Source organism: Haloleucobacter ellipsoideus, assembly GCF_052491725.1.
In genome coordinates, this window is sequence record NZ_JBQWAR010000018.1 from 1 (window position 1) to 18,319 (window position 18,319).

Here is an 18,319-nt window from a genome sequence, read left to right on the forward strand (position 1 = left end):
AGACGCGCTGCGTGAGACGCTCGCGAAGGGCTTCACCGATGTCGATATTCTTTCCGGACACGCGTAGGGCCATATGATCTGATCCCCCTTGAGCTCTGGCTGCGGGACAGCACAAACTCTGTTTTTACAAGCCGGCCGGCATCTTAAGAGGTAGGGTTGCTTGAGCGAACTGTCAACGCGGCCCGAAAGAGCCGCTCTTGTGCAGTGCAAAATCTGGCGGGGGAAAGTGAGGCGCAGCCAGTGTCCGGCGCATCCTTCCACAGGGTTGCGACATGTTGCGCATCTGCTGTCGGGAGAGGGGATCAGGACTGCGGCGGCAAAGCGCGGCGCAGGCGCACCAGCGCGGTATCCAGCTCGGAAAGGAAGCGCGAGCGGTCATTCCTGCCGAAGGGGGGCGGACCGCCGACATTATCGCCGGTCGCGCGCAGGTCCTGCATCAGCGCCCGCATGGCGACCGCCGAGCCGATGGAGTTTTCGGTGAAGGGCTTGCCATTGGGTGCAATCACCACCGCGCCCGCCTTCACGCAGCGCTCGGCCAGCAGAATATCGGCGGTGATGCAGACTGTGCGCGCATCGGCGCGCTCGGCGATCCAGTCATCCGCCATATCCGGGCCGGCCTCGACAATCACGCGGGTCACGAGATCATCCATCGGAATGCGGATGAAACTGTTGCTCACAATTGTCACCGGCACCGCGTGTCGGAAGGCGACCTTGTAGATCTCTTCCTTCACGGGGCAGGCGTCGGCATCCACCAGAATGCGGATCACCGATACTGGTCCGGCTTCTTGCGCTTGCCGGGCTTGCGGTCTGCCGAAGGCGCGCCGGCTGGGCCCGTGCTGCGCATCCTGTTCTGGCGCGGCGGACGCTGGGCGCGCGGAGCGGCATTGTCCAGCTTGCCACGCTTGGGCCGGGGCGGCATGGAAGGCTGACCCTCGACAGGGGCGATCTCCACCCCTTCATCATCCTCATCCTTCCGGCGGAACTTCGCCAGAAAACGGGCGGCCACGCTCTGCTGCACCTCGAACAGGGTTTCCGTATCCATGATGCGGATGGCCCCGATCTCGCTGCGGCCGACATTGCCCCGGCGGCACAGCAGCGGCAGCACCCAGCGCGGATCGGCATTCTGTCGGCGGCCGATATTCAGCCGGAACCAGGCGCTGTCCTCGAAACCCTGACGCGCGCTGCGCGGGGCGGGGGCGCGAGTATCCGCAATCAGCTCTTCCGGCTCGGGCAGGGCCGAGCGATGGACATGCACCAGAGCGGCGGCAATATCCTCGGCGCTGCGCTCGGCCAGCAGGCGCTGGGCGATGGCGCGATCTTCATCGCTGATCTCCACCGGCGTCATCAGCTGGGCGAGCAGGCGCTCCGTGTCAGCCTCGCGGATTTCCTCGGCGGAAGGCGGGGATACCCAATCGGCATTGATGCGCGCGCCCCGCAGCATGGCTTCCACGCGTCGACGGCGGGTATAGGGCACCAGCAGAATGGCCGTGCCCTTCTTGCCCGCACGCCCCGTGCGCCCGGAACGATGCTGGAGCACCTCCGCATCCCGCGGAATCTCGACATGGATGACCAGGGTGAGGCCGGGCAGATCGATCCCGCGCGCGGCCACATCGGTGGCAACGCAGACACGGGCGCGCTTGTCCCGCAGGGCCTGAAGCGCATGGTTGCGCTCATTCTGGCTATGCTCGCCGGAAAGCGCCACCGCCGCGAAGCCGCGCTCGGTGAGGCTGGCATGCAGGTGGCGCACATTGTCGCGCGTGGCGCAGAACAGGATGGCGGTTTCCGCCTCGTGAAAGCGCAGCAGGTTGACCACGGCATGCTGGATATCGGACGGGGCGATCGCCATCGCCTGATAGCTGATATCGCCATGGCCACGGTTTTCCTCAACCGTGGAAATGCGCAGCGCATCGCGCTGATAGCGACGGGCCAGCGCAATGATCGGCTTGGGCATGGTGGCCGAGAACAGCAGGGTGCGCCGTTCCTCGGGCGTGGCATCCAGCAGGACGGTCAGATCCTCGCGGAAGCCCATGTCGAGCATTTCATCCGCTTCATCCAGGATGACAACGGCCAGTTCCTGAAGGTCCAGCGTGCCGCGTTCCAGATGGTCCCGCAGGCGGCCGGGCGTGCCGACGATGATATGGGCGCCGCGGGCAAGGGCGCGCCGCTCCAGCGCGGGGTTCATGCCCCCCACACAGGTGGCGACCCGTGCGCCGGTTGCGCCATACAGCCATTCCAGCTCACGGCTCACCTGAAGCGCCAGCTCGCGCGTGGGGGCGATGGCGAGCGCCAGTGGCGCCCGGGCCGGCCGGGCCATGCTGTTTTCATCCAGCAGATTGTCAGCGATGGCGAGGCCGAAGGCCACGGTCTTGCCGGAACCAGTCTGCGCGGACACGATGAGATCGCGCCCCTCTGCATCTGCTTCAAGGACAGCCGCCTGCACCGGAGTGGGTGCAGCATAGCCGCGCGTCGCGAGGGCTTCGGACAGAAGCGCGGGAAGTTTTTTGAAGGTCATTCTCTACAGGCTTGTGCGTTCCGCGACTCAAAGGCCGGCGGCAGCAAGGCTCAATCGCCTACTTTCGCCGCACGATAAGCGCCAGCCCGTGCCAGCGCAATAGAGCATTTGGGTGCAGGGCAAACAGCCGTGCTTCCCGCATGCCGGCGCATCGCTCCAGCGCCCGGCCCTGTCGGGGCGGGGCAAGGATGAAGGCGGGCATGGGCTGCCCTGCATCGCGGGTGGGCCAGATGTGGGCCGGAACAGGGTGCCAGCCGGGCGCGGATGCCGCTTGAATCTGATTAACGTATTGATATTGCGGGAGGTGGTGTCCCCGGCGTGACTCGAACACGCGACACCAGGTTTCATCCCACTTCGGCTTTCGCCGCCGCCATTCGGCGTTCGTGGTCTGGACTATCCCTTCGCCATGGCCTGAAGGCTTTAGGCGCCGCCCGTCTAGTCTCTACACCTTCCATCCGCCTTGCGGCTTCTGGCTTGGCTCGGGATTGGCATGGCCAGATGGCCGAAGCTTTCCCCGACTTTGAGCGGATTCACATCCGGCGTTTCCGCCAGTGTGCCCAATTTAGGAAACCTGTGCTCTATCCTGCTGAGCTACGGGGACCTCGGGCCTGTATAACGATCCTGCGGGCGGGGCGCCAGCCCGAAACCGGGTTTGTCTGCGCACGGCCCACAGGAGGAAGTGTCACATCCGCCCCATCTCTTCCCCATCACAGGAGAGGCCGAACTGCGACATGGCCTCTTCCAGATAATCGGCCAGCAGGGGCATGCCCAGCAGATAGCGGGCGGTGTGGCGGTTATGGGCGTGGCTTGCGGCGGCGCGCAGTTCATCCCAGCTTTCGATGCCGTCATCGGAGCGCCCGAGCCACACCATGGCCACGAGGTCGATCTGCTCATCCTCATTCATGGCGTTGATGAAGCTGACGATCTCGCTCACCACCGGGTCGTCGCCATGGTCCTCCAGCACATTGAGCATGCCGTCATCGCTGGCATTGGAGCCGGGATCGGAGAGGGAGGGGGCGTCCTTCACGTCGAATTCGCGGAACTTGGCGACCAGAAAGCACAATTGCTCGCTATTGATGGAAATTTCCGGGGCGGGCGGTGTCGGTCTGGCCGTGCGGGAACTGGTCATGACGCATCCTCGGGGTGTGTTCCGGGCGCAAGACTGCGCCTTTCGGGTGACTATAACATGTTGCCGGCCTTCTGGCCGCAATGACAGGCCGCAAAGATGGCGGCGGATGGTTCCGCCCGTGGCGTGTGCCGCCGGTCAGAGACGGATGAGACAGGCAGAATCTCCCAGCACCCTTTGCGCGCATTCGGTGACATGGCGGTGATGGGTGAAGACGATGACCTGGGTGTGCGCACCCATTTCGCCCAGCAGGCGCAGGCCGGCCTGCGTGCGTTCCTCATCAAAGCTCACGAACAGGTCATCGGCCAGGAAGGGCAGGGGGGTGGCGCGGCGGGCATGCTCCTCGATGGCCGCCACCCGCAGGGCGAGGAACAACTGGTCGGCCGTCCCCTCGGAGAGCCCCTCGAAACCCACGAGCCGCCCCTCGCGGGCGGCGGCAAGGCGGGGGGTATCGGCATCATAATCCACCGCAATACCGTCCCAGCGCCCATTGGTGAGGGTGCGGAAGGCGGCGCTGGCGCGGGTGACGATGGGATGCTGGTGCGCCTCGCGGTAGCGCTCTATGGCGCGGGAGAGAAGGCGGGCGGCCACATGCTCGCGGGTGAAACGGTCCATCGTCTCGGTGATTTCCGCGAGGGCGTCCTGCTCCTGCTGGGCCGCCTCCGCCGCGCCCTCGCGCTGCTCCAGCGCATCCAGGGCGAACCGGGCCTGGGTGGCGCGCTCCACCGCGAGGTCACGCGCCCGTCGCGCCTCCTCACGGGCGGCGGCGCAGGCCGCAACCTGACGGGTCAGGGTTTCATCATCCGCATCATCAATGGCGGCGCGCATTTCCTCCACCAGCCTGTCACCACGAATGTCATCCAGCCGGGCGCGTATTTCGGCCTGTTCCGCGCGGGCCTTGCGCGCCTTTTCCATGCGCTCAAGCCATGCGGGCAGGGCTTCCGGGTCTGAAAGGCCGCCAAGCTCGAGTGCGGGCTGAAGCTGTTCGCGGGCCTGATCCGCGCGTTCTGCCGCGGCCTTGCGGGCATGGGTGCGGGCAGCCAGCGCCGTGCCGGCATCGCGCGCCCGGCCCTGTGCTTCCAGCGCCACCTTCAGCCGGTTGCGCAACAGAACGGCCGCGCCATAGGCATCATCAGGCTCATCCGCGCCAATGCGGGCGCACAGGGCGCGGATATGGGCGATGAAGTCCTTTTCATCCTGCTGGATCTGGGTGATGCGGCGCTCGGCTGTTTCCAGATCGCCATGGTGGGTCAGCGCGTCGTGCCACAGCTCGATCGCCGCCCGGGCCTCATCCGCCGTGGCCTGCGGGCGGATGCAGAGGGCGGGAAAGACCGCCGCTGTCTCCTGTTGCAGTGCCGCATCGCGCCCGGCCAGATCTTCCTGGCGCCGGGCGTGATCGGCGGCGGCCTCATCCAGACGGGCGAGATCGCGCTGGCTGTCGCGCCGGGCCTGATAGGCTTCCGCGCGGGCGCGCAGAACGGCCCGCAGTTCCGCCATGCGCAAAGGCCCCTCGCCCAGAGGGGAAAGGCCGAGGGCATGGCGCAGATTCTGGACCTCCTCCCGGTCCCACCGCACGGCAGCAGAGAGGGACTTGGCCTGCGCCTCCTCGCGCAAGGCGGTTTCATGCTCTGCCCGGATCGTCTCCACTTCGCGCAGGAAACCGAGCGCCTGTTGTGCGGGTGGAGGAGACAGGGCGGAGGCGGCCCACAAAGCCGTCCATTTCGCCTGTTCCTCATCCAGCCGGGTGCGGGCGGCTTCACTCTTCCTGCCGCTGATGGACAGACGGGCCTCGATATCCGCCAGATCCAGTGTCGTCCGCGCCATGTCGGCGAGGCGCTGGGTTTCGGTCTGCCGGTCATCCGCCAGCCGGTCGGCGGTGGTGAGGGCGAGGTCCAGCGCCTCGGCATGGGCGGCATCTTCGGCGCTCGGGCTGCGCGCGCCGGTGGCCAGCGGACGCAGGCGCATCCACAGGGCATCGCGGCTGGTGCGGGCCGCGGTGATCGCCGCCGGGGTGGGGGCCGTGCCGCCCGCATCCAGCGCCTTCAGGCGGGCAAGGGTGCGGGCCTGTTCGTCCCTCAGCTCACCCGCATGGGCTTCAAGGCGCGCTACTGCATCCAGCGCTGCATCACATGCCTCACGCTGGCGTTCCGCACTGGCCGGATCCGGCAGGGGCAGGGCCAGAAGGGATGAAAAATCATGCGGGCCAAAAGGCAGGCGGGCCATCTGGGCCTGCCATGCGGTGTGCAGGGCCCTGAGGCGCGTTTGAAGCGTGCCCAGGCTCTCCGCCCGCGCTTCCGCCCCATCCAGCGCCTCGAAACGCCGCATCAGGGGGGCGGGGTCCTCCACCGCACCATGCTCCTGTAGCAACGCCACGGCCTCGCGCCGTTTCAGGGCAAGCTTTTCCCCTTCCTCACGCAGGGCATGGGCGCGGGCCTCCTGCGTGCGCAACTGGTCCGCAAGCTCTGTTGCGCGGGCCAGAAGCGGACGGGCCGGCAGGCGTGCGCGAAGATCCGCAACGGATTCAAGATGCAGGTCCCGTGCAATGGCGCCGAGGGCGAGATGCGCGCTGTCCCGCTCCCGGGCGCGGTTGGGCAAGGCGGCGCGCCTGTCACGCATGGCCACATATTCCTCGACGCACTGCTCCACATCCCCGGCAATGGCGAGAATGGCGGCATCCACCTGAATGGCGGCGTGAACAGCCTGTGCAGCCTCTTCCTCCTGCCTTGCGCGGGACAGATCCTCCTGCGCGCGGATATGGGCCTCAAGCCGGGCACGGATGCGCGCAAGATCCCCGGCCTCAAGCACCGGCAGGGGGCCAAGATCATCCAGAATGCGGTTCTGGGCGGCCAGCAGCCGCAATTCGCGGGCCGCCTGCCGCAGCGCCTCGGCCCGCGCCACGGCGAGTGCCGCTTCCGTCTCCGCCTGTTCCGCGCTCTGGCGGGTCTCCTGCGCCGCGGTGAAGGCCGCGCGGGTGGCCTTCACCTCATCGGCCCGCAACTCCAGCCTCTGAAGCTGCTCGCGGGCCTGTGCGCGCCGGTCCATCGCCTTGTAGAACAGATGGCCGGCATTGCGGCGGGCCGGGTTGAACACTTCGGCGGCCCCCTGTTGCAACTGGTCCCGCAAGCGCGCCACATGGGCAAGACCCGGCGCGACGGAGAGCAGCGTTTCCGCCAGTGCGCCGCCACCCGTCACCATTTGCTGACCGCCGGAGCGCAGGCGCTGCTGGTCCAGCCCGTAAATGTCCAGAAAGGCGCGCCGGTCATGCGCGCCGAGAAAGGGCGCCAGCGCATCATCCGGCAGGGGGGAATCATCCTCCGCATTCAGCAGGGCCGCGTTGCGGCGCTTGAGCCGGGCAAGGGAGAGGGTGCGGCCATCCGTGCCCACAATGGTGGCCGTGAGGCGCATGGACCTGTAATCATGCAGGAAGTTGAAGCGCGAACGCTCCTCGATGCCAAACAGGAGATCCGCCACCGCATGCATGGCGGTGGTCTTGCCGGCCTCGTTCGCGCCCTCGATCACCACCACGGATGCCCCGGGCGCAAGATCGATCTGCCTGTCGGTGAAACGGCCATAGCGGATGAGGCCGATGCTGGAGAATTTCATGCCTGCTCCTCCGGCACGGCCGGGCTCGCCGATGCCTGCTCATCTGTCAGACGGGCCAGAATGGTGGCCTGGGCATTGGCGATGGCCTGGGCCGCCCATTCCTCCGCCGCAAGCTCCGGCTCGCCATTCAGCCGTGCCAGATCCCGCGGGGCCTTCTGCCGCAGGTCCGCGAGGGTGGCGGCAATCTCGGCGGCGAAGGCGGGGTCTGCGGCCACCTCCTCAAGGATGGCGTCGAACCCGGTAAGGGCCAGCTCGCCATGGGGGTGGGTGTCCTGCGTCGCCGGCACCACCTTTTCCACCAGCACATCCGGCCCGGCCTCGGCGGCCAGCGCCTGCATGTCCTCCAGCAGCTGGAGCGGGTGGGCAATCAGCCGGGCGTGCAGGGGCGTGGCGCCGCGCAGATGGACCCGCGCCGCCAGCGGGCGCCCTTCCGCCCCTTCCACAGCCGCATGGAAGGCGCCGCGGGCGGCCTGATGCAGGCCGGCCATATCCGCGATGCCGGCAAGATCCAGCTCCAGCGTTTCAAACCGCGCCGCATCCAGCGTGAGCGCGGTGAGGGCCCGGATGCGCCCGTCCACCACCTCCACCAGCGTTGCGCCCTTGGGGCCGGTCTCGCGCGCATGGCGGCCCTGAAGATTGCCGGGAAAGAGGATATGCGGCCTCTCGCTCACCAGCTCGCGCTGATGCACATGGCCCAGCGCCCAGTAATCATAATCCAGCCGCTCCAGATCGGCGATGGAGCAGGGGGCATAGACCTCATGCCCCTCGCGGCCGGTGAGGGAGGTATGCAGCACGCCGATATTGAAGTGGCCCGGTGTGGCGGGAGGATAGTTCAGCACGATGTTTTCCGGCACATGCCGGTTTGCAAAGCCGCGCCCGTGCAGGGCAACGCCCAGCTCCTCCAGCCGCACGGTCTCCGCTGTCCGCACCGAGAAGGCATGCACATTGCCCGGCAGCGGCAGATCCCTGGTGATGACGGATGCGGCATCATGATTGCCGCGCAGGATGAAGACGCGGATCTGTGCCTGCGCCAGACGCCCCATCTGCCGCACGAAGAACTGGCCGGTGGTGAAGTCCTTCCAGTCGCCGTCATAGATGTCACCGGCGATGATGAGAAAGGCCACTTTGCGCTCGATGGCTGCCGCCACCAGATTTTCCAGCGCCCGGCGGGAGGCATCGCGAAACGCGTGGGCCGCCGCGCCGCGCCGGGCAAGCCCGCGCAGGGGGCTGTCGAGATGGAGATCGGCGGCATGCAGAAAACGGAAGGTGGCCGACATGGCGATGCGCACTCCGGTCTGGCGGCAGGATGGCAGGGCACGGGGCCCGGGAGGGTGCGCCTGTTGTTCCCCAGCGCGGGCCACAGGGCAAGCCCGTTGGCCTCTTAAACAGGCCGTGGTGCCTTCAGCAGGATAAAACTTGACGTCGTCCCGCCGGGGAAGCTTTATGCCCCCGGCTTTTTCCGCAGTGTCCAGCTTTTCCGGCAGCGACGACAATGGCGCTCGATTTCTTCACTCTCTACATTGTTATCCTGCTGAACTCCTTTTTCATGGGGCTGGTCTGGCTCGGCTTTGTCATCACCCACAGGGATATTCCCGGCGCGCGCCTGTGGCTGGCCGCCTGCATCTGCACCATGGTGGGCGGATTGCTTCTGGCGGGCGATGGCACGGCCTGGGGCCGGGCTTTCTGTATTGCCGGCAATCTCCTCATCACACTGGGCTTCTGCTTGATGTGGACGGGCTTGCGCGTGTTTTTCGCCCGTCCGCCGCTATGGGGCGTGTGCGCGGGTGCTCTGGCATTCGGCCTTGTGCTGATGCTGGTGGCCGGGCCGGAGCGGCCGGGGCAGAATATTGCCTATGCGGTTTCACAGATGGTGCCGATGTTTCTGGCCATGGTGGGTCTCACCCAGTGGGGCGAGCGGTCCCTGGGTGTGCTTGCGGGACTGGTGGCGATTGCGCTGTCTTTTACCGGGCAGATGACGGAAGCGGTGCTGAATGCCCTGCGCATCATGGGGCTGCTCTCCACCGCGGCCTATTATGAGGTGGCCTCCGTCCTGCTTCTGGCGGTGATCTGCGGGGCAACCATCTGGAACCTCGCTTTCCTGCTGATGGCTGTGGACCGGTTAAGCGCGCGGCTGGAGGAACTGGCCCAGCATGATGAGCTGACCCGCCTGCCCAACCGCCGCGCCTTCAATGAACAGGCTGCCCGCATGGTGGCCTCGACGCAGGCCGGCGGGGGCGCGCTCTCGCTTTTCATGTTCGATATCGACAACTTCAAGGGCATCAATGATGGCATGGGCCATGCGGCGGGGGATGCCTGCCTGCGCGACTTCGCCCGCCTCGTGGAAGAGCTGGCGGTGCATCATCTGGGTGCTGATGCCCGGCTGGCGCGGCTCGGGGGCGATGAGTTCGCGCTGATCGCCACAGGGATGAGCGCGGAAAATGAAGAGGCGCTGGCGCGGGACTTTCTGCGGATTCTGAATGAAAGACCGCTGGAATGGCGCGAATGGCCCATCACCCTTTCCGCCAGCATTGGTGTGGCTTCATGGCGGGGCGAGGGGGCCTTGAGCCTGCCGCGCATCACCGAGCAAGCCGATGCCGCTCTCTATGAGGTGAAGCGGCGCGGGCGCAATGGCTATGTTGTTGCCGCAAACGCAGGCTTGACTGGAGAGAAGGCGCAGGCGCGGCCGGGAGCGCAGGGCTAGCCCGCCGCCGAATGAGGGATGTGTGAGGGCTGGCCCGTTCTGCGCATGGAGGATGAGATGACAGCACACGCCTTGCACGACGCCTGTTTGCGCAGCTTCCTCGCCGAACTGGCCCACACGCCGCCCCACCGCATCGCGCTGGCGGATATTGCGCGCGGAGCCGGCGTTTCCCTGCCGGAATTGCGCGGGGCTTTCGGCTCCATCAATGAACTTCTCTCGGCCTTTTTCCGGCAGACGGACCGGCAGGTTCTGGCCGAGGGCGGGCCGGATGATGAGGGTTTTGCCGGCGAGGGGCCAAGAGAGCGCCTGTTCGAGGTGCTGATGCGCCGGCTGGATGCGCTGGAGCCGCACAAGGATGCGGTGCGCACCCTGACCCGGGCCGCGCGGCATGATCCGGCGCTGGCGCTGCGCCTGTTCTGCCTTTCTGAACGCTCGCAGCGCTGGATGATGGCGGCGGCGGGCGTGGACTGCACCGGCCTTGCGGGACAGACGCGGGCGCGGGGGCTGGCTCTCCTGTTCGCGCGCGTGGTGCAGGTGTGGCTCAAGGATGAGACCGAGGGGCTGGACCGCACCATGGCGGCGCTCGACCGGGAGCTGGAAAATGGCGCCAGGCTGCTGGGCATGCTGGATAACGCCATCACCATTCTGGCCCCGTGGCGGGCCTGCCGCGCCCGCCGGAACCAGCGGCGGGAAGATCGCCGCAGGCGGGCACAGGCCCGGCAGGATCAAAGCCGGCAGGATGGGACGGCCGAAACCCCGGCTGCGGCCGAGGGCTATTCGGGGGCCTGAACACGCTTCATCCGGGCAGGGGCACCGGGCGGGAGGGGCAGGGCGCCATGCAGGCGTGCTTGTGCGGCCTGTGCCCCATGTCTTGCAACGGATGTTCAGGAAAGGGCCGGGCTGGCTTCAGGGGGGCAGAGGCCCCCTCATCCGGCTCCGCTTGCTCTTGCCGGAGGGAGCCTCTCACCGGCTGGAAAGGCGCTTTTCGACCACGGCCAGAGCTGCCGCGAAAGCCTCTTCAATGCCAAGGGCGGTGGTGTCCAGGGTCGTGGCATCCCCCGCCTGTGTCAGGGGGGCGGCGCTGCGGCCGGAATCGCGCGCATCACGCTTGCGGATATCTTCCAGAACCGCCTCGAAAGAGGTGATCTCGCCCCGGCCCTGCAATTCGCGGAAGCGGCGCTCGGCCCGCACCTCCGGCGTGGCCGTGACAAAAAGCTTGGCATCGGCGGAAGGGCAGATGACCGTGCCGATGTCGCGTCCGTCCAGCACCGCACCCCGCTCCTGTGCGGCGAAGCGCTGCTGCAAATCCAGCAGGGCGGCGCGGACATCCGGGCGTGCGGCAACCCGTGAGGCGGCCTCGCCGATTTCGGCGGTGCGCAGGGCATCCGGGTCCAGCATGTCTGTATCCAGCGCCCGGGCAATATCGGCGGAGGCGGCCGCATCCTCCAGAAGACCGCGCGCCAGACACTGCGCTCCCACGGCCCGATAGAGCAGGCCGGTATCGAGATGGGGCAGGCGGTAATGGGCGGCAAGCCGCCGCGCCAGGGTGCCCTTGCCGGATGCCGCCGGCCCGTCGATCGCGATCAGCATCTCAGTCGATCACCGCGCCAAGGCCACGCATCATGGGCATGAAGGTGGGGAAGGACGTGGCGATGAAGGCGACATCATCCACGCTCACGCCCTTCTCGCTGGCAAGGCCCAGAATGAGGAAGGACATGGCGATTCGATGATCCATATGGGTGGTGACAGGCCCGCCGCCGACCACAGGTCCGCCGGTGACGATGAGATCATCGCCCTCCACCCGGTGGGTGATGCCGCAGGCCGCCAGCCCGTCCGCCACGGCGGCGAGGCGATCGCTCTCCTTCACCCGCAGTTCGGCCAGCCCGCGCATGATGGTTTCACCCTCCGCGCAGGCGGCGGCAGCGGCGAGGACGGGATATTCGTCAATCATGGCCGGGGCGCGCTCGGGCGGCACCTCGACACCCCTGAGCCGGGAATGGCGCACGCGCAGGTCCGCCACCGTCTCCCCGCCCTCCAGGCGCTCGTTCAGGATCTCGATATCGGCGCCCATCTCCTTCAGCGTGGTGAACAGGCCGGTGCGCAGCGGGTTCATCATCAGGTCCGTCAGCAGCACGTCCGAGCCGGGCACGATGAGCGCGGCCACCAGCGGGAAGGCGGCGGAAGAGGGGTCCGCCGGCACATCCACCGGCGCACCCTTCAGCGCTGGGTGCCCGGAAAGAGTGATTCGCCGGCCATGGGCGCCGTGCGGCTCGACGCGCACATCCGCGCCGAAATGGGTGAGCATCCGCTCGGTGTGGTCACGCGTGGCCTCGCGCTCCACAACAATTGTTTCGCCCGGTGCGCCAAGGCCGGCCAGAAGCACGGCGGACTTCACCTGCGCCGAGGGCACGGGGGTTTCATAGGTGATGGCCTTCAGGCTCGCGCTGCCCTTCAGGCGCAGCGGCAGGCGCTGGCCTTCGGCGCACTCCTCCACCTGCACGCCCATTTCGACCAGCGGGTCCAGAACCCGCTTCATCGGGCGGCGGCGCAGGCTGGCATCGCCATCGAAAGCCACGCTCACCGGCTGGCCGGAGACAAGCCCCATCATCAGGCGCACGCCGGTGCCGGAATTGCCGAAATCCAGAGGCTCGGCCGGGGCGGAAAGGCCGCGCGTCCCCACGCCCTCCACCCGCCATTCGCCGTCTCCCAGCCGCTCCACCTTCGCGCCAAGGGCCGCGCAGGCCTTGGCGGTGTTGAGCACATCCTCGCCCTCCAGCAGGCCGGTAATGCGCGTTTCCTCCGCTGCCAGCAGGCCGAAAAGCAGGGCGCGGTGGGAGACGGACTTGTCGCCCGGCACACGCACCTGGCCCTTGAGCGCGGGTGACTTGCGCCCGGTTGCGGGGCGGGCCGCGCCGTGATGGCTGGAAGATGGGCTGGAGCTGGCGGAAGACATGAGCTGAACCCCGGTTTTGCCGCCCCGCGCATTCTGGCGGCGGCCATGCCTCGAATCATGATGGGTCGTCTAACATAGCTGCCGGACAGGAGCCATCGGCACGGCGGGAAGATGGGCCGGCCTGTGCCGAACGGCCTGTTGAGGCCGCCAAAAAAAGCCTTTTCGGCGATTGCGCCTTGACATGGGCCATGCAACGTTTCAATGGAGCACGCCCTTTCCACAGTCTTACCGAGGATCTTTGCCGTGGCGAAGCCTGAACTCGGCACCAAGCGCACCTGTCCTGTTACGGGTCGCAAGTTTTACGATCTGAACAAGGATCCCATCGTGTCTCCGTTCACAGGGGAGAGCTATCCGCGCTCCTATTTTGAACCGGCGGCGCGCACCGTGGCCCGTGCCGATGCCGAAAGCACGGATGACGGTGACAATGAGGAGACAGCTGCCGAGGTAATCAGCCTTGAGGAAGCCGATGCGGAATCCGCAGCCTCCTCCAAGGTTTCCGTATCCGATGACGTGGATGTGGATGACGATCTGGACACCGGAGACGACGACACCTTCCTCGAGGAAGACGAGGATGACAATGACGACGTTTCCGATCTGATCGGTGATGGTCTGGAGGATGATGAAGAGGGTTGACACCCGTCTTCGGCCATGCTCTAAGGCCGTCCTCGCTCGAGAGACATCCGTCTCCGGGCTCCCGCTGCGGGACATCCCGGCGCGAAAAATGTGAGTGAAAGCCTCGGCTTGATCTGGCATTGATCACGCAGCCCGCAGCCCGGTGGGGTCATAGCTCAGTTGGGAGAGCGCTTGAATGGCATTCAAGAGGTCGGCGGTTCGATTCCGCCTGGCTCCACCAGATTTTCTTTTTTGAGTACCGGGGCGCAAGCTCCGTCTACCCTGCCGCGGGACATTCCCGGCGCTTGAAAATGAACCGGAGCCTCTGGCTTCAGTTTGATGATGGCGCAGCCTGCGGCGTTGTGGGGCCATAGCTCAGTTGGGAGAGCGCTTGAATGGCATTCAAGAGGTCGGCGGTTCGATTCCGCCTGGCTCCACCAGATTTCCTCCGGCACAGATAAAAGCTCATCCAGCACCCCGGCCCGGGTGTGCCGCGGATATGTCCGCGCCGGCACATGGTTTTGCAGGCTGGCTGATTCTATTCTCCGCCCTTGCCATGCCCTCCTGACTGATGTGCGCAATCCCCAGGGCCATGGTGCGCCTGCGGGGCAGGCGACTCATTTCGCGTCTCTCCCTTTACTCCCGCCGCCTGCTGTCCTCTTGATGTCTCGCTTGTTCCCCGTGTGGCAGAGGCTGCATGTGGCGGATGGGCGCATTGTGCATCACTCCAATATAGGGTACCCACCTATCCCATGTCGCATACAAGCTCGACTGCTTACAAGACTGCCCTGAGGGCGCGTGTGAAACGCCTCGCCGGGCAGATTGAGGCCATAGACAAGGCCTTGTTGCGCGATTCCCCCTGTGCCGAGCTGCTGCATCAGGTGGCCGGCGTGCGCGGGGCCGTGAATGGCCTTCTGGATGAGATCGTCGAATCACATCTGCTGGAACATGTCGCGCGTCCCGGCCTGAGTGACGAGGAACGCGCGCAGGGGGCGGAAGAGCTGAAGGCGGTGATTCGCCGTTATGCGAAATGAGGACGCCGGCGCGCCCCGGCAAGAGGATGAATGGCGCAGCCTGACGCCGGTTCGCTCCGGCATAGGGGAGAAAGCACATGATCTCTGGCCCGCATGCCCATTCCAGCCACCATCACCCTGAACCACCATCAGCCCCGGGGGCGCATGAGCATGTGTTTCTGGGCGCCCACCATGGCGAGAATGCCCGGCGCACAGTGTGGGTGGTGGGGCTCACCGCCGTCATGATGGTGGTGGAAATCATCGCCGGCCTGCTCACCGGCTCGATGGCCCTGCTGGCCGATGGTTTCCACATGGCCACCCATGCCGGCGCACTGGGCATGGCTGCGCTGGCCTATGGCTATGCGCGGCGCCATGCCCGGGACCCCCGCTTCAGCTTCGGCACCGGAAAGGTGGGTGATCTGGCGGCCTTTGCCTCCGCGCTGATTCTCGTGGTGGTGGCGCTGGGGCTGACCATCGAATCGGTCATGCGCCTGTTCGAGCCGGCAGAGGTCAATTATGGCGATGCGGCGCTGGTTGCGGTGCTGGGGCTGGTGGTGAATGTGGTGAGCGCCGTCCTGCTGGCGGGTGGTCATCATGACCATGGCGGACACCACCACGACCATGGTCACCACCATGATCACGGGCATATGGAGGGGGATAACAATCTGCGCTCCGCCTATATGCATGTGCTGGCCGATGCGCTCACCTCGGTGCTGGCCATCGTGGCCCTGCTGGCGGGGCGCTATCTGGGCTGGAGCTGGTGCGATCCGCTGATGGGTGTTGTCGGCGGCGCGGTGATTGCCCGCTGGGGCTGGGGCCTGATGCGCGACACGGCCCGCGTGCTGCTGGATGAAACCGACCGCCATGTCGCCGATGAAGTGCGCGCGGCTGTCGAGGGGCCGGGGGATGCCCGGATCGTGGATCTGCATGTCTGGCGGGTTGGGCCCCAGGCGCGCGCCGCCATTGTGAGCGTGCGGGGCGCCGGGCTCACCCCGGAGGTGATCCGCTCCCGTCTGGCGCCTGTCGATGAGGTGGAGCATCTCACGGTGGAATGCTGCTGACCGCATCTGTCCGGGATGATCTGCGCCCGCATGGCGTGGTGTCCGGGCGGGCGCAGGTTTCGGTTTCCGCAGATGCAGCCTTCAGTTCCCGGCCTTCGCACGGCGCTTTTGCGCCTCGATGATCAGCGCGGAGAGGCGGAAGAAGCCGTGTACCATCTTGGTAAAGGGCATCATCAGGAACAGGGTGAGTACCGCGCCCAGATGAAGGGCGAGAAGCGGACGGACGAGTGAGGTTCCGGTTGCCGCATACAAGGCCAGCCCGGTTGCGGCCGTAAGGCCGAGCAGGGCGATAAAGGCAAACTCCCCACGCCAGACCCGCTGCGCACCCAGTGCGGGGTCCGCCTTGAGCTTCAGCCGGATCATTTCGATCGATCCCAGCACCAGCAGAATGCCGCCGCTGATTCCGAACATCTTGGGCGGGCTGAACAGGCCATAAGGCGCGGCCCAGCCCAGGGCATAATGCATGAGCGTGCCGGACGAGGTGGCGAGAAAGCAGAGCAGGAAGCCATAGAGAACCGCCTGATGGGCATAGCGGCGGGCGTTGGAGTAGCGGTCCTTCTTCTCGAAATTGCAGCCCTCGCCATGGCCGCCCGCGAGATTCCGCATGCGCGCGACAGAGCCGAAGGCGTCCTTCAGGTCTGCCATGCAGGGCCATGTTCCACCCGTCTTGCGCCAATAGTCGCTGACGCCAAAGGCGATGACGAGCAGGGGCAGGATGAAGGCGGGGGCAAAGATGGCAACCATCAGATTGTGAGCCATCTGCTGATAGAATTGCGAGGCCGGATTGGCCGTCGCATTCATGGCGAACCACAGCAAGGCTCCGGTTGCGATCATCACCAGCAGAGCAATGGCAAAGCCGCGCTCCTGAAAGGCCCGGCCCAGTGCGCGGGGGCGGATGAAGCTTTCCCAGCTCTCCTGCCGCACCTCGGCCAGTGCGGCCGGGATGTTCAGCGCGAATTCGTGGGGCGGGGTATATTGGCAGGAATAATAGCAGCCCCGGCAGTTGTGGCACAGATTGGCCATATGGTTCAGGTCGCCGGAGGTGAAGACCTTCTGGCGCATCATCGCCGGAAACACTGAGCAGAAGCCCTCGCAATAGCGGCAGGCATTGCAGATTTCGAGCTGGCGATGCGCCTCGGCCATGGCGGGGCTCAGGCTTTCGGCATTGGCGGGGCCTGAGGCATGAAGGGTGAGATCAAGCGACATAAGCTGCGGCCTCCCGTCCCGCGATACGTCCGAAAACGGTTCCGATGGCCATGCCAAAGCCGGCCAGATAGCCTTGCCCGAGGATGGAGCCGGCCATGATCTCGCCGGCCGCCCACACATTTTCCAGCCGCCCCTCCGGCCCGGCGACCCGTGCGGTCTCATCCACATCCAGGCCCAGATAGGTGAAGGTGACACCGGGCCGAAGCTGGTAGCCATAGAAGGGCGGCACCGCGATGGGGCGGGCCCAGTTGGTTTTGGGAGGGGTCAGGCCCTGCGTCGCCAGCCCGTCACGCTCGGTGGGGTGGAAGGTGCCGGGGCGGCAGGCGGCGTTGAACCGTGCGATGGTTGCGGCCGCTTTGGCCGGGTCCAGCCCGAGCTTGACGGCCAGTTCCTCGACCGTATCCGCCTTCACGGGTGGAAAGACGGATGGCATGAACAGGTCGATGGAGCGGGAATCGATGATGGAAAAGCCAACCTGTTCCGGCTGGGCCGCCACAAGCCGCCCCCAGATGGCATAGCGCTTGGGCCAGGTGTCCTCTCCCTCATCATAGAAGCGCTCGCCATTGCGGTTGAGCACCACGGAAAAGGGCACGCAGTCCAGACGGGTGCAGATTCCGCCATCATATTTCGGCGCGCGTCCGTCAATGGCCACGCAATGGCACTGGGTGGGGTCGCCCACGCTGGGGCAGCCCTGGTCGATCATGTCCCTCAGCACCACGCCGCGATTATAAGGCGTGCCGCGAATGAGGAAATTGGCGGCTGCCGGGCCCCATGCCCGGGTGAGCCATTCAATATCTGACTGGAAGCCGCCCGAGGCCAGAACCACTGCCCGCCCGGCAATATGCTCCACCGGCTGGCCGGCAACGCAGACATCCACGCCGCTGAAACGCCCATTCGCAATATGGATATGGCTGACCTGCGCCTCATAGGCGACAGTGACGCCCAGATCCTGCGCTGTATTGTAGTAGGCGTTCACCAGAGATTTTCCCCCGCCCAGAAAGAAGGCGTTGGTTCGCGAAAGCGAGAGGGTGCCGGAGAGCGAGGGCTGAAAATGCACCCCGTGCGCCTGCATCCAGGGCAGGCATGCCTCTGTATTGCTGATGACGAGGCGGGCCAGCTTTTCGTCTGTCTTGCCCTTCGTCACGAGGAGAAGATCATTGTAGAACTCCTCCTCCTCATAGCTGTCGGTCAGCACCGCGAGCGGGCCGCGATGCATGCAGCGGAAGTTGCGGGTGTGCCGCGAGTTTCCGCCCCTGTAATCCTTTGGCGCGCCTTCAAGAATAAGAACGGAACGCCCGGCTTCCGCAGCGGTGATGGCCGCGCAGAGGGCGGCATTGCCGCCGCCAACGACAATCACATCCCAGATGCCGTCGCGCTTGCCCGAACGCGGCCGGGCAATGGTGGAGAAGGCAGGCGGCTTTGTCGTCGCCGGGGGAGCGGGCGGGCCGTCTGGTCCGGGTGAGGCTGGGCGCATATGGGGTTTCCTCTCTTTTTCTGCGCTTGGCATGTCTGGCCTCGCCCGGGGGCAGGGC

At 66.2% G+C, this 18,319-nt stretch carries 14 protein-coding genes and 2 tRNA genes; 7 read left to right on the forward strand and 9 right to left on the reverse strand.

The features are described 5' to 3' along the window. Positions 1-302: 302 nt before the first annotated feature. The 5 genes from ACT6QG_RS07235 to ACT6QG_RS07255 form a co-directional block, all read right to left on the reverse strand. Positions 303-767 (reverse strand): YaiI/YqxD family protein, encoded by a 465-nt coding sequence (locus ACT6QG_RS07235; protein ID WP_444976908.1) that lies wholly within the window; start codon positions 765-767, stop codon positions 303-305. Beyond that, positions 764-2,512, reverse strand: a complete 1,749-nt coding sequence (locus tag ACT6QG_RS07240; protein WP_444976909.1) for a DEAD/DEAH box helicase — start codon at positions 2,510-2,512, stop codon at positions 764-766. Before ACT6QG_RS07240 ends, ACT6QG_RS07235 begins: the two co-directional genes overlap by 4 nt. Before the next feature lie 682 nt (positions 2,513-3,194). Then, positions 3,195-3,641 (reverse strand): DUF3775 domain-containing protein, encoded by a 447-nt coding sequence (locus tag ACT6QG_RS07245; protein ID WP_444976910.1) that lies wholly within the window; start codon positions 3,639-3,641, stop codon positions 3,195-3,197. A 135-nt stretch (positions 3,642-3,776) separates the two neighbouring features. Next, on the reverse strand, positions 3,777-7,241 hold the full coding sequence (locus tag ACT6QG_RS07250; RefSeq protein ID WP_444976911.1) for an AAA family ATPase: 3,465 nt from the start codon (positions 7,239-7,241) through the stop codon (positions 3,777-3,779). After that, positions 7,238-8,518 carry a metallophosphoesterase family protein gene (locus ACT6QG_RS07255; protein WP_444976912.1) on the reverse strand — a complete coding sequence of 427 codons (1,281 nt, stop codon included), beginning with the start codon at positions 8,516-8,518 and terminating at the stop codon, positions 7,238-7,240. The genes ACT6QG_RS07250 and ACT6QG_RS07255 overlap by 4 nt, the downstream gene beginning before the upstream one ends. Positions 8,519-8,733: 215 nt before the next feature. Between ACT6QG_RS07255 and ACT6QG_RS07260 the strand changes: the two genes are divergently transcribed. Continuing rightward, positions 8,734-9,942, forward strand: a complete 1,209-nt coding sequence (locus ACT6QG_RS07260; protein WP_444976913.1) for a GGDEF domain-containing protein — start codon at positions 8,734-8,736, stop codon at positions 9,940-9,942. A 57-nt stretch (positions 9,943-9,999) separates the two neighbouring features. After that, positions 10,000-10,731 carry a TetR/AcrR family transcriptional regulator gene (locus ACT6QG_RS07265; RefSeq protein ID WP_444976914.1) on the forward strand — a complete coding sequence of 244 codons (732 nt, stop codon included), beginning with the start codon at positions 10,000-10,002 and terminating at the stop codon, positions 10,729-10,731. A 174-nt stretch (positions 10,732-10,905) separates the two neighbouring features. Here the strand turns inward: ACT6QG_RS07265 and cmk are convergent, their stop codons facing one another. Both cmk and aroA read right to left on the reverse strand, forming a co-directional pair. Beyond that, positions 10,906-11,532: a (d)CMP kinase gene (cmk, locus tag ACT6QG_RS07270; RefSeq protein WP_444976915.1), complete on the reverse strand. Its 627-nt coding sequence runs from the start codon at positions 11,530-11,532 to the stop codon at positions 10,906-10,908. A 1-nt stretch (position 11,533) separates the two neighbouring features. Further along, entirely contained in the window at positions 11,534-12,895 is a 1,362-nt protein-coding gene (gene aroA / locus ACT6QG_RS07275; RefSeq protein ID WP_444976916.1) for a 3-phosphoshikimate 1-carboxyvinyltransferase, read from the reverse strand. Between the two features lie 243 nt (positions 12,896-13,138). On the opposite strand from aroA, the gene ACT6QG_RS07280 reads away from it, so the two are divergent. The 5 genes from ACT6QG_RS07280 to dmeF all read left to right on the forward strand — a co-directional run bounded on the left by ACT6QG_RS07280 (position 13,139) and on the right by dmeF (position 15,581). After that, entirely contained in the window at positions 13,139-13,528 is a 390-nt protein-coding gene (locus tag ACT6QG_RS07280) for a TIGR02300 family protein (protein WP_444976917.1), read from the forward strand. 144 nt (positions 13,529-13,672) lie between these two features. Further along, a tRNA-Ala gene (locus ACT6QG_RS07285) sits at positions 13,673-13,748 on the forward strand. A gap of 123 nt (positions 13,749-13,871) precedes the next feature. After that, positions 13,872-13,947: transfer RNA gene (locus ACT6QG_RS07290), tRNA-Ala, on the forward strand. A 312-nt stretch (positions 13,948-14,259) separates the two neighbouring features. Further along, a complete protein-coding gene (locus ACT6QG_RS07295) occupies positions 14,260-14,541 on the forward strand; it encodes a metal/formaldehyde-sensitive transcriptional repressor (protein WP_444976918.1) in 282 nt (93 codons plus the stop codon). Positions 14,542-14,618: 77 nt separating this feature from the next. After that, positions 14,619-15,581 carry a CDF family Co(II)/Ni(II) efflux transporter DmeF gene (dmeF, locus tag ACT6QG_RS07300; protein ID WP_444976919.1) on the forward strand — a complete coding sequence of 321 codons (963 nt, stop codon included), beginning with the start codon at positions 14,619-14,621 and terminating at the stop codon, positions 15,579-15,581. A gap of 81 nt (positions 15,582-15,662) precedes the next feature. Here the strand turns inward: dmeF and tcuB are convergent, their stop codons facing one another. Together tcuB and tcuA are read right to left on the reverse strand one after the other, a co-directional pair. Further along, positions 15,663-16,787: a tricarballylate utilization 4Fe-4S protein TcuB gene (gene tcuB, locus ACT6QG_RS07305; RefSeq protein ID WP_444976920.1), complete on the reverse strand. Its 1,125-nt coding sequence runs from the start codon at positions 16,785-16,787 to the stop codon at positions 15,663-15,665. Continuing rightward, entirely contained in the window at positions 16,777-18,261 is a 1,485-nt protein-coding gene (gene tcuA, locus ACT6QG_RS07310; protein ID WP_444976921.1) for an FAD-dependent tricarballylate dehydrogenase TcuA, read from the reverse strand. The genes tcuB and tcuA overlap by 11 nt, the downstream gene beginning before the upstream one ends. Positions 18,262-18,319: the final 58 nt, after the last annotated feature.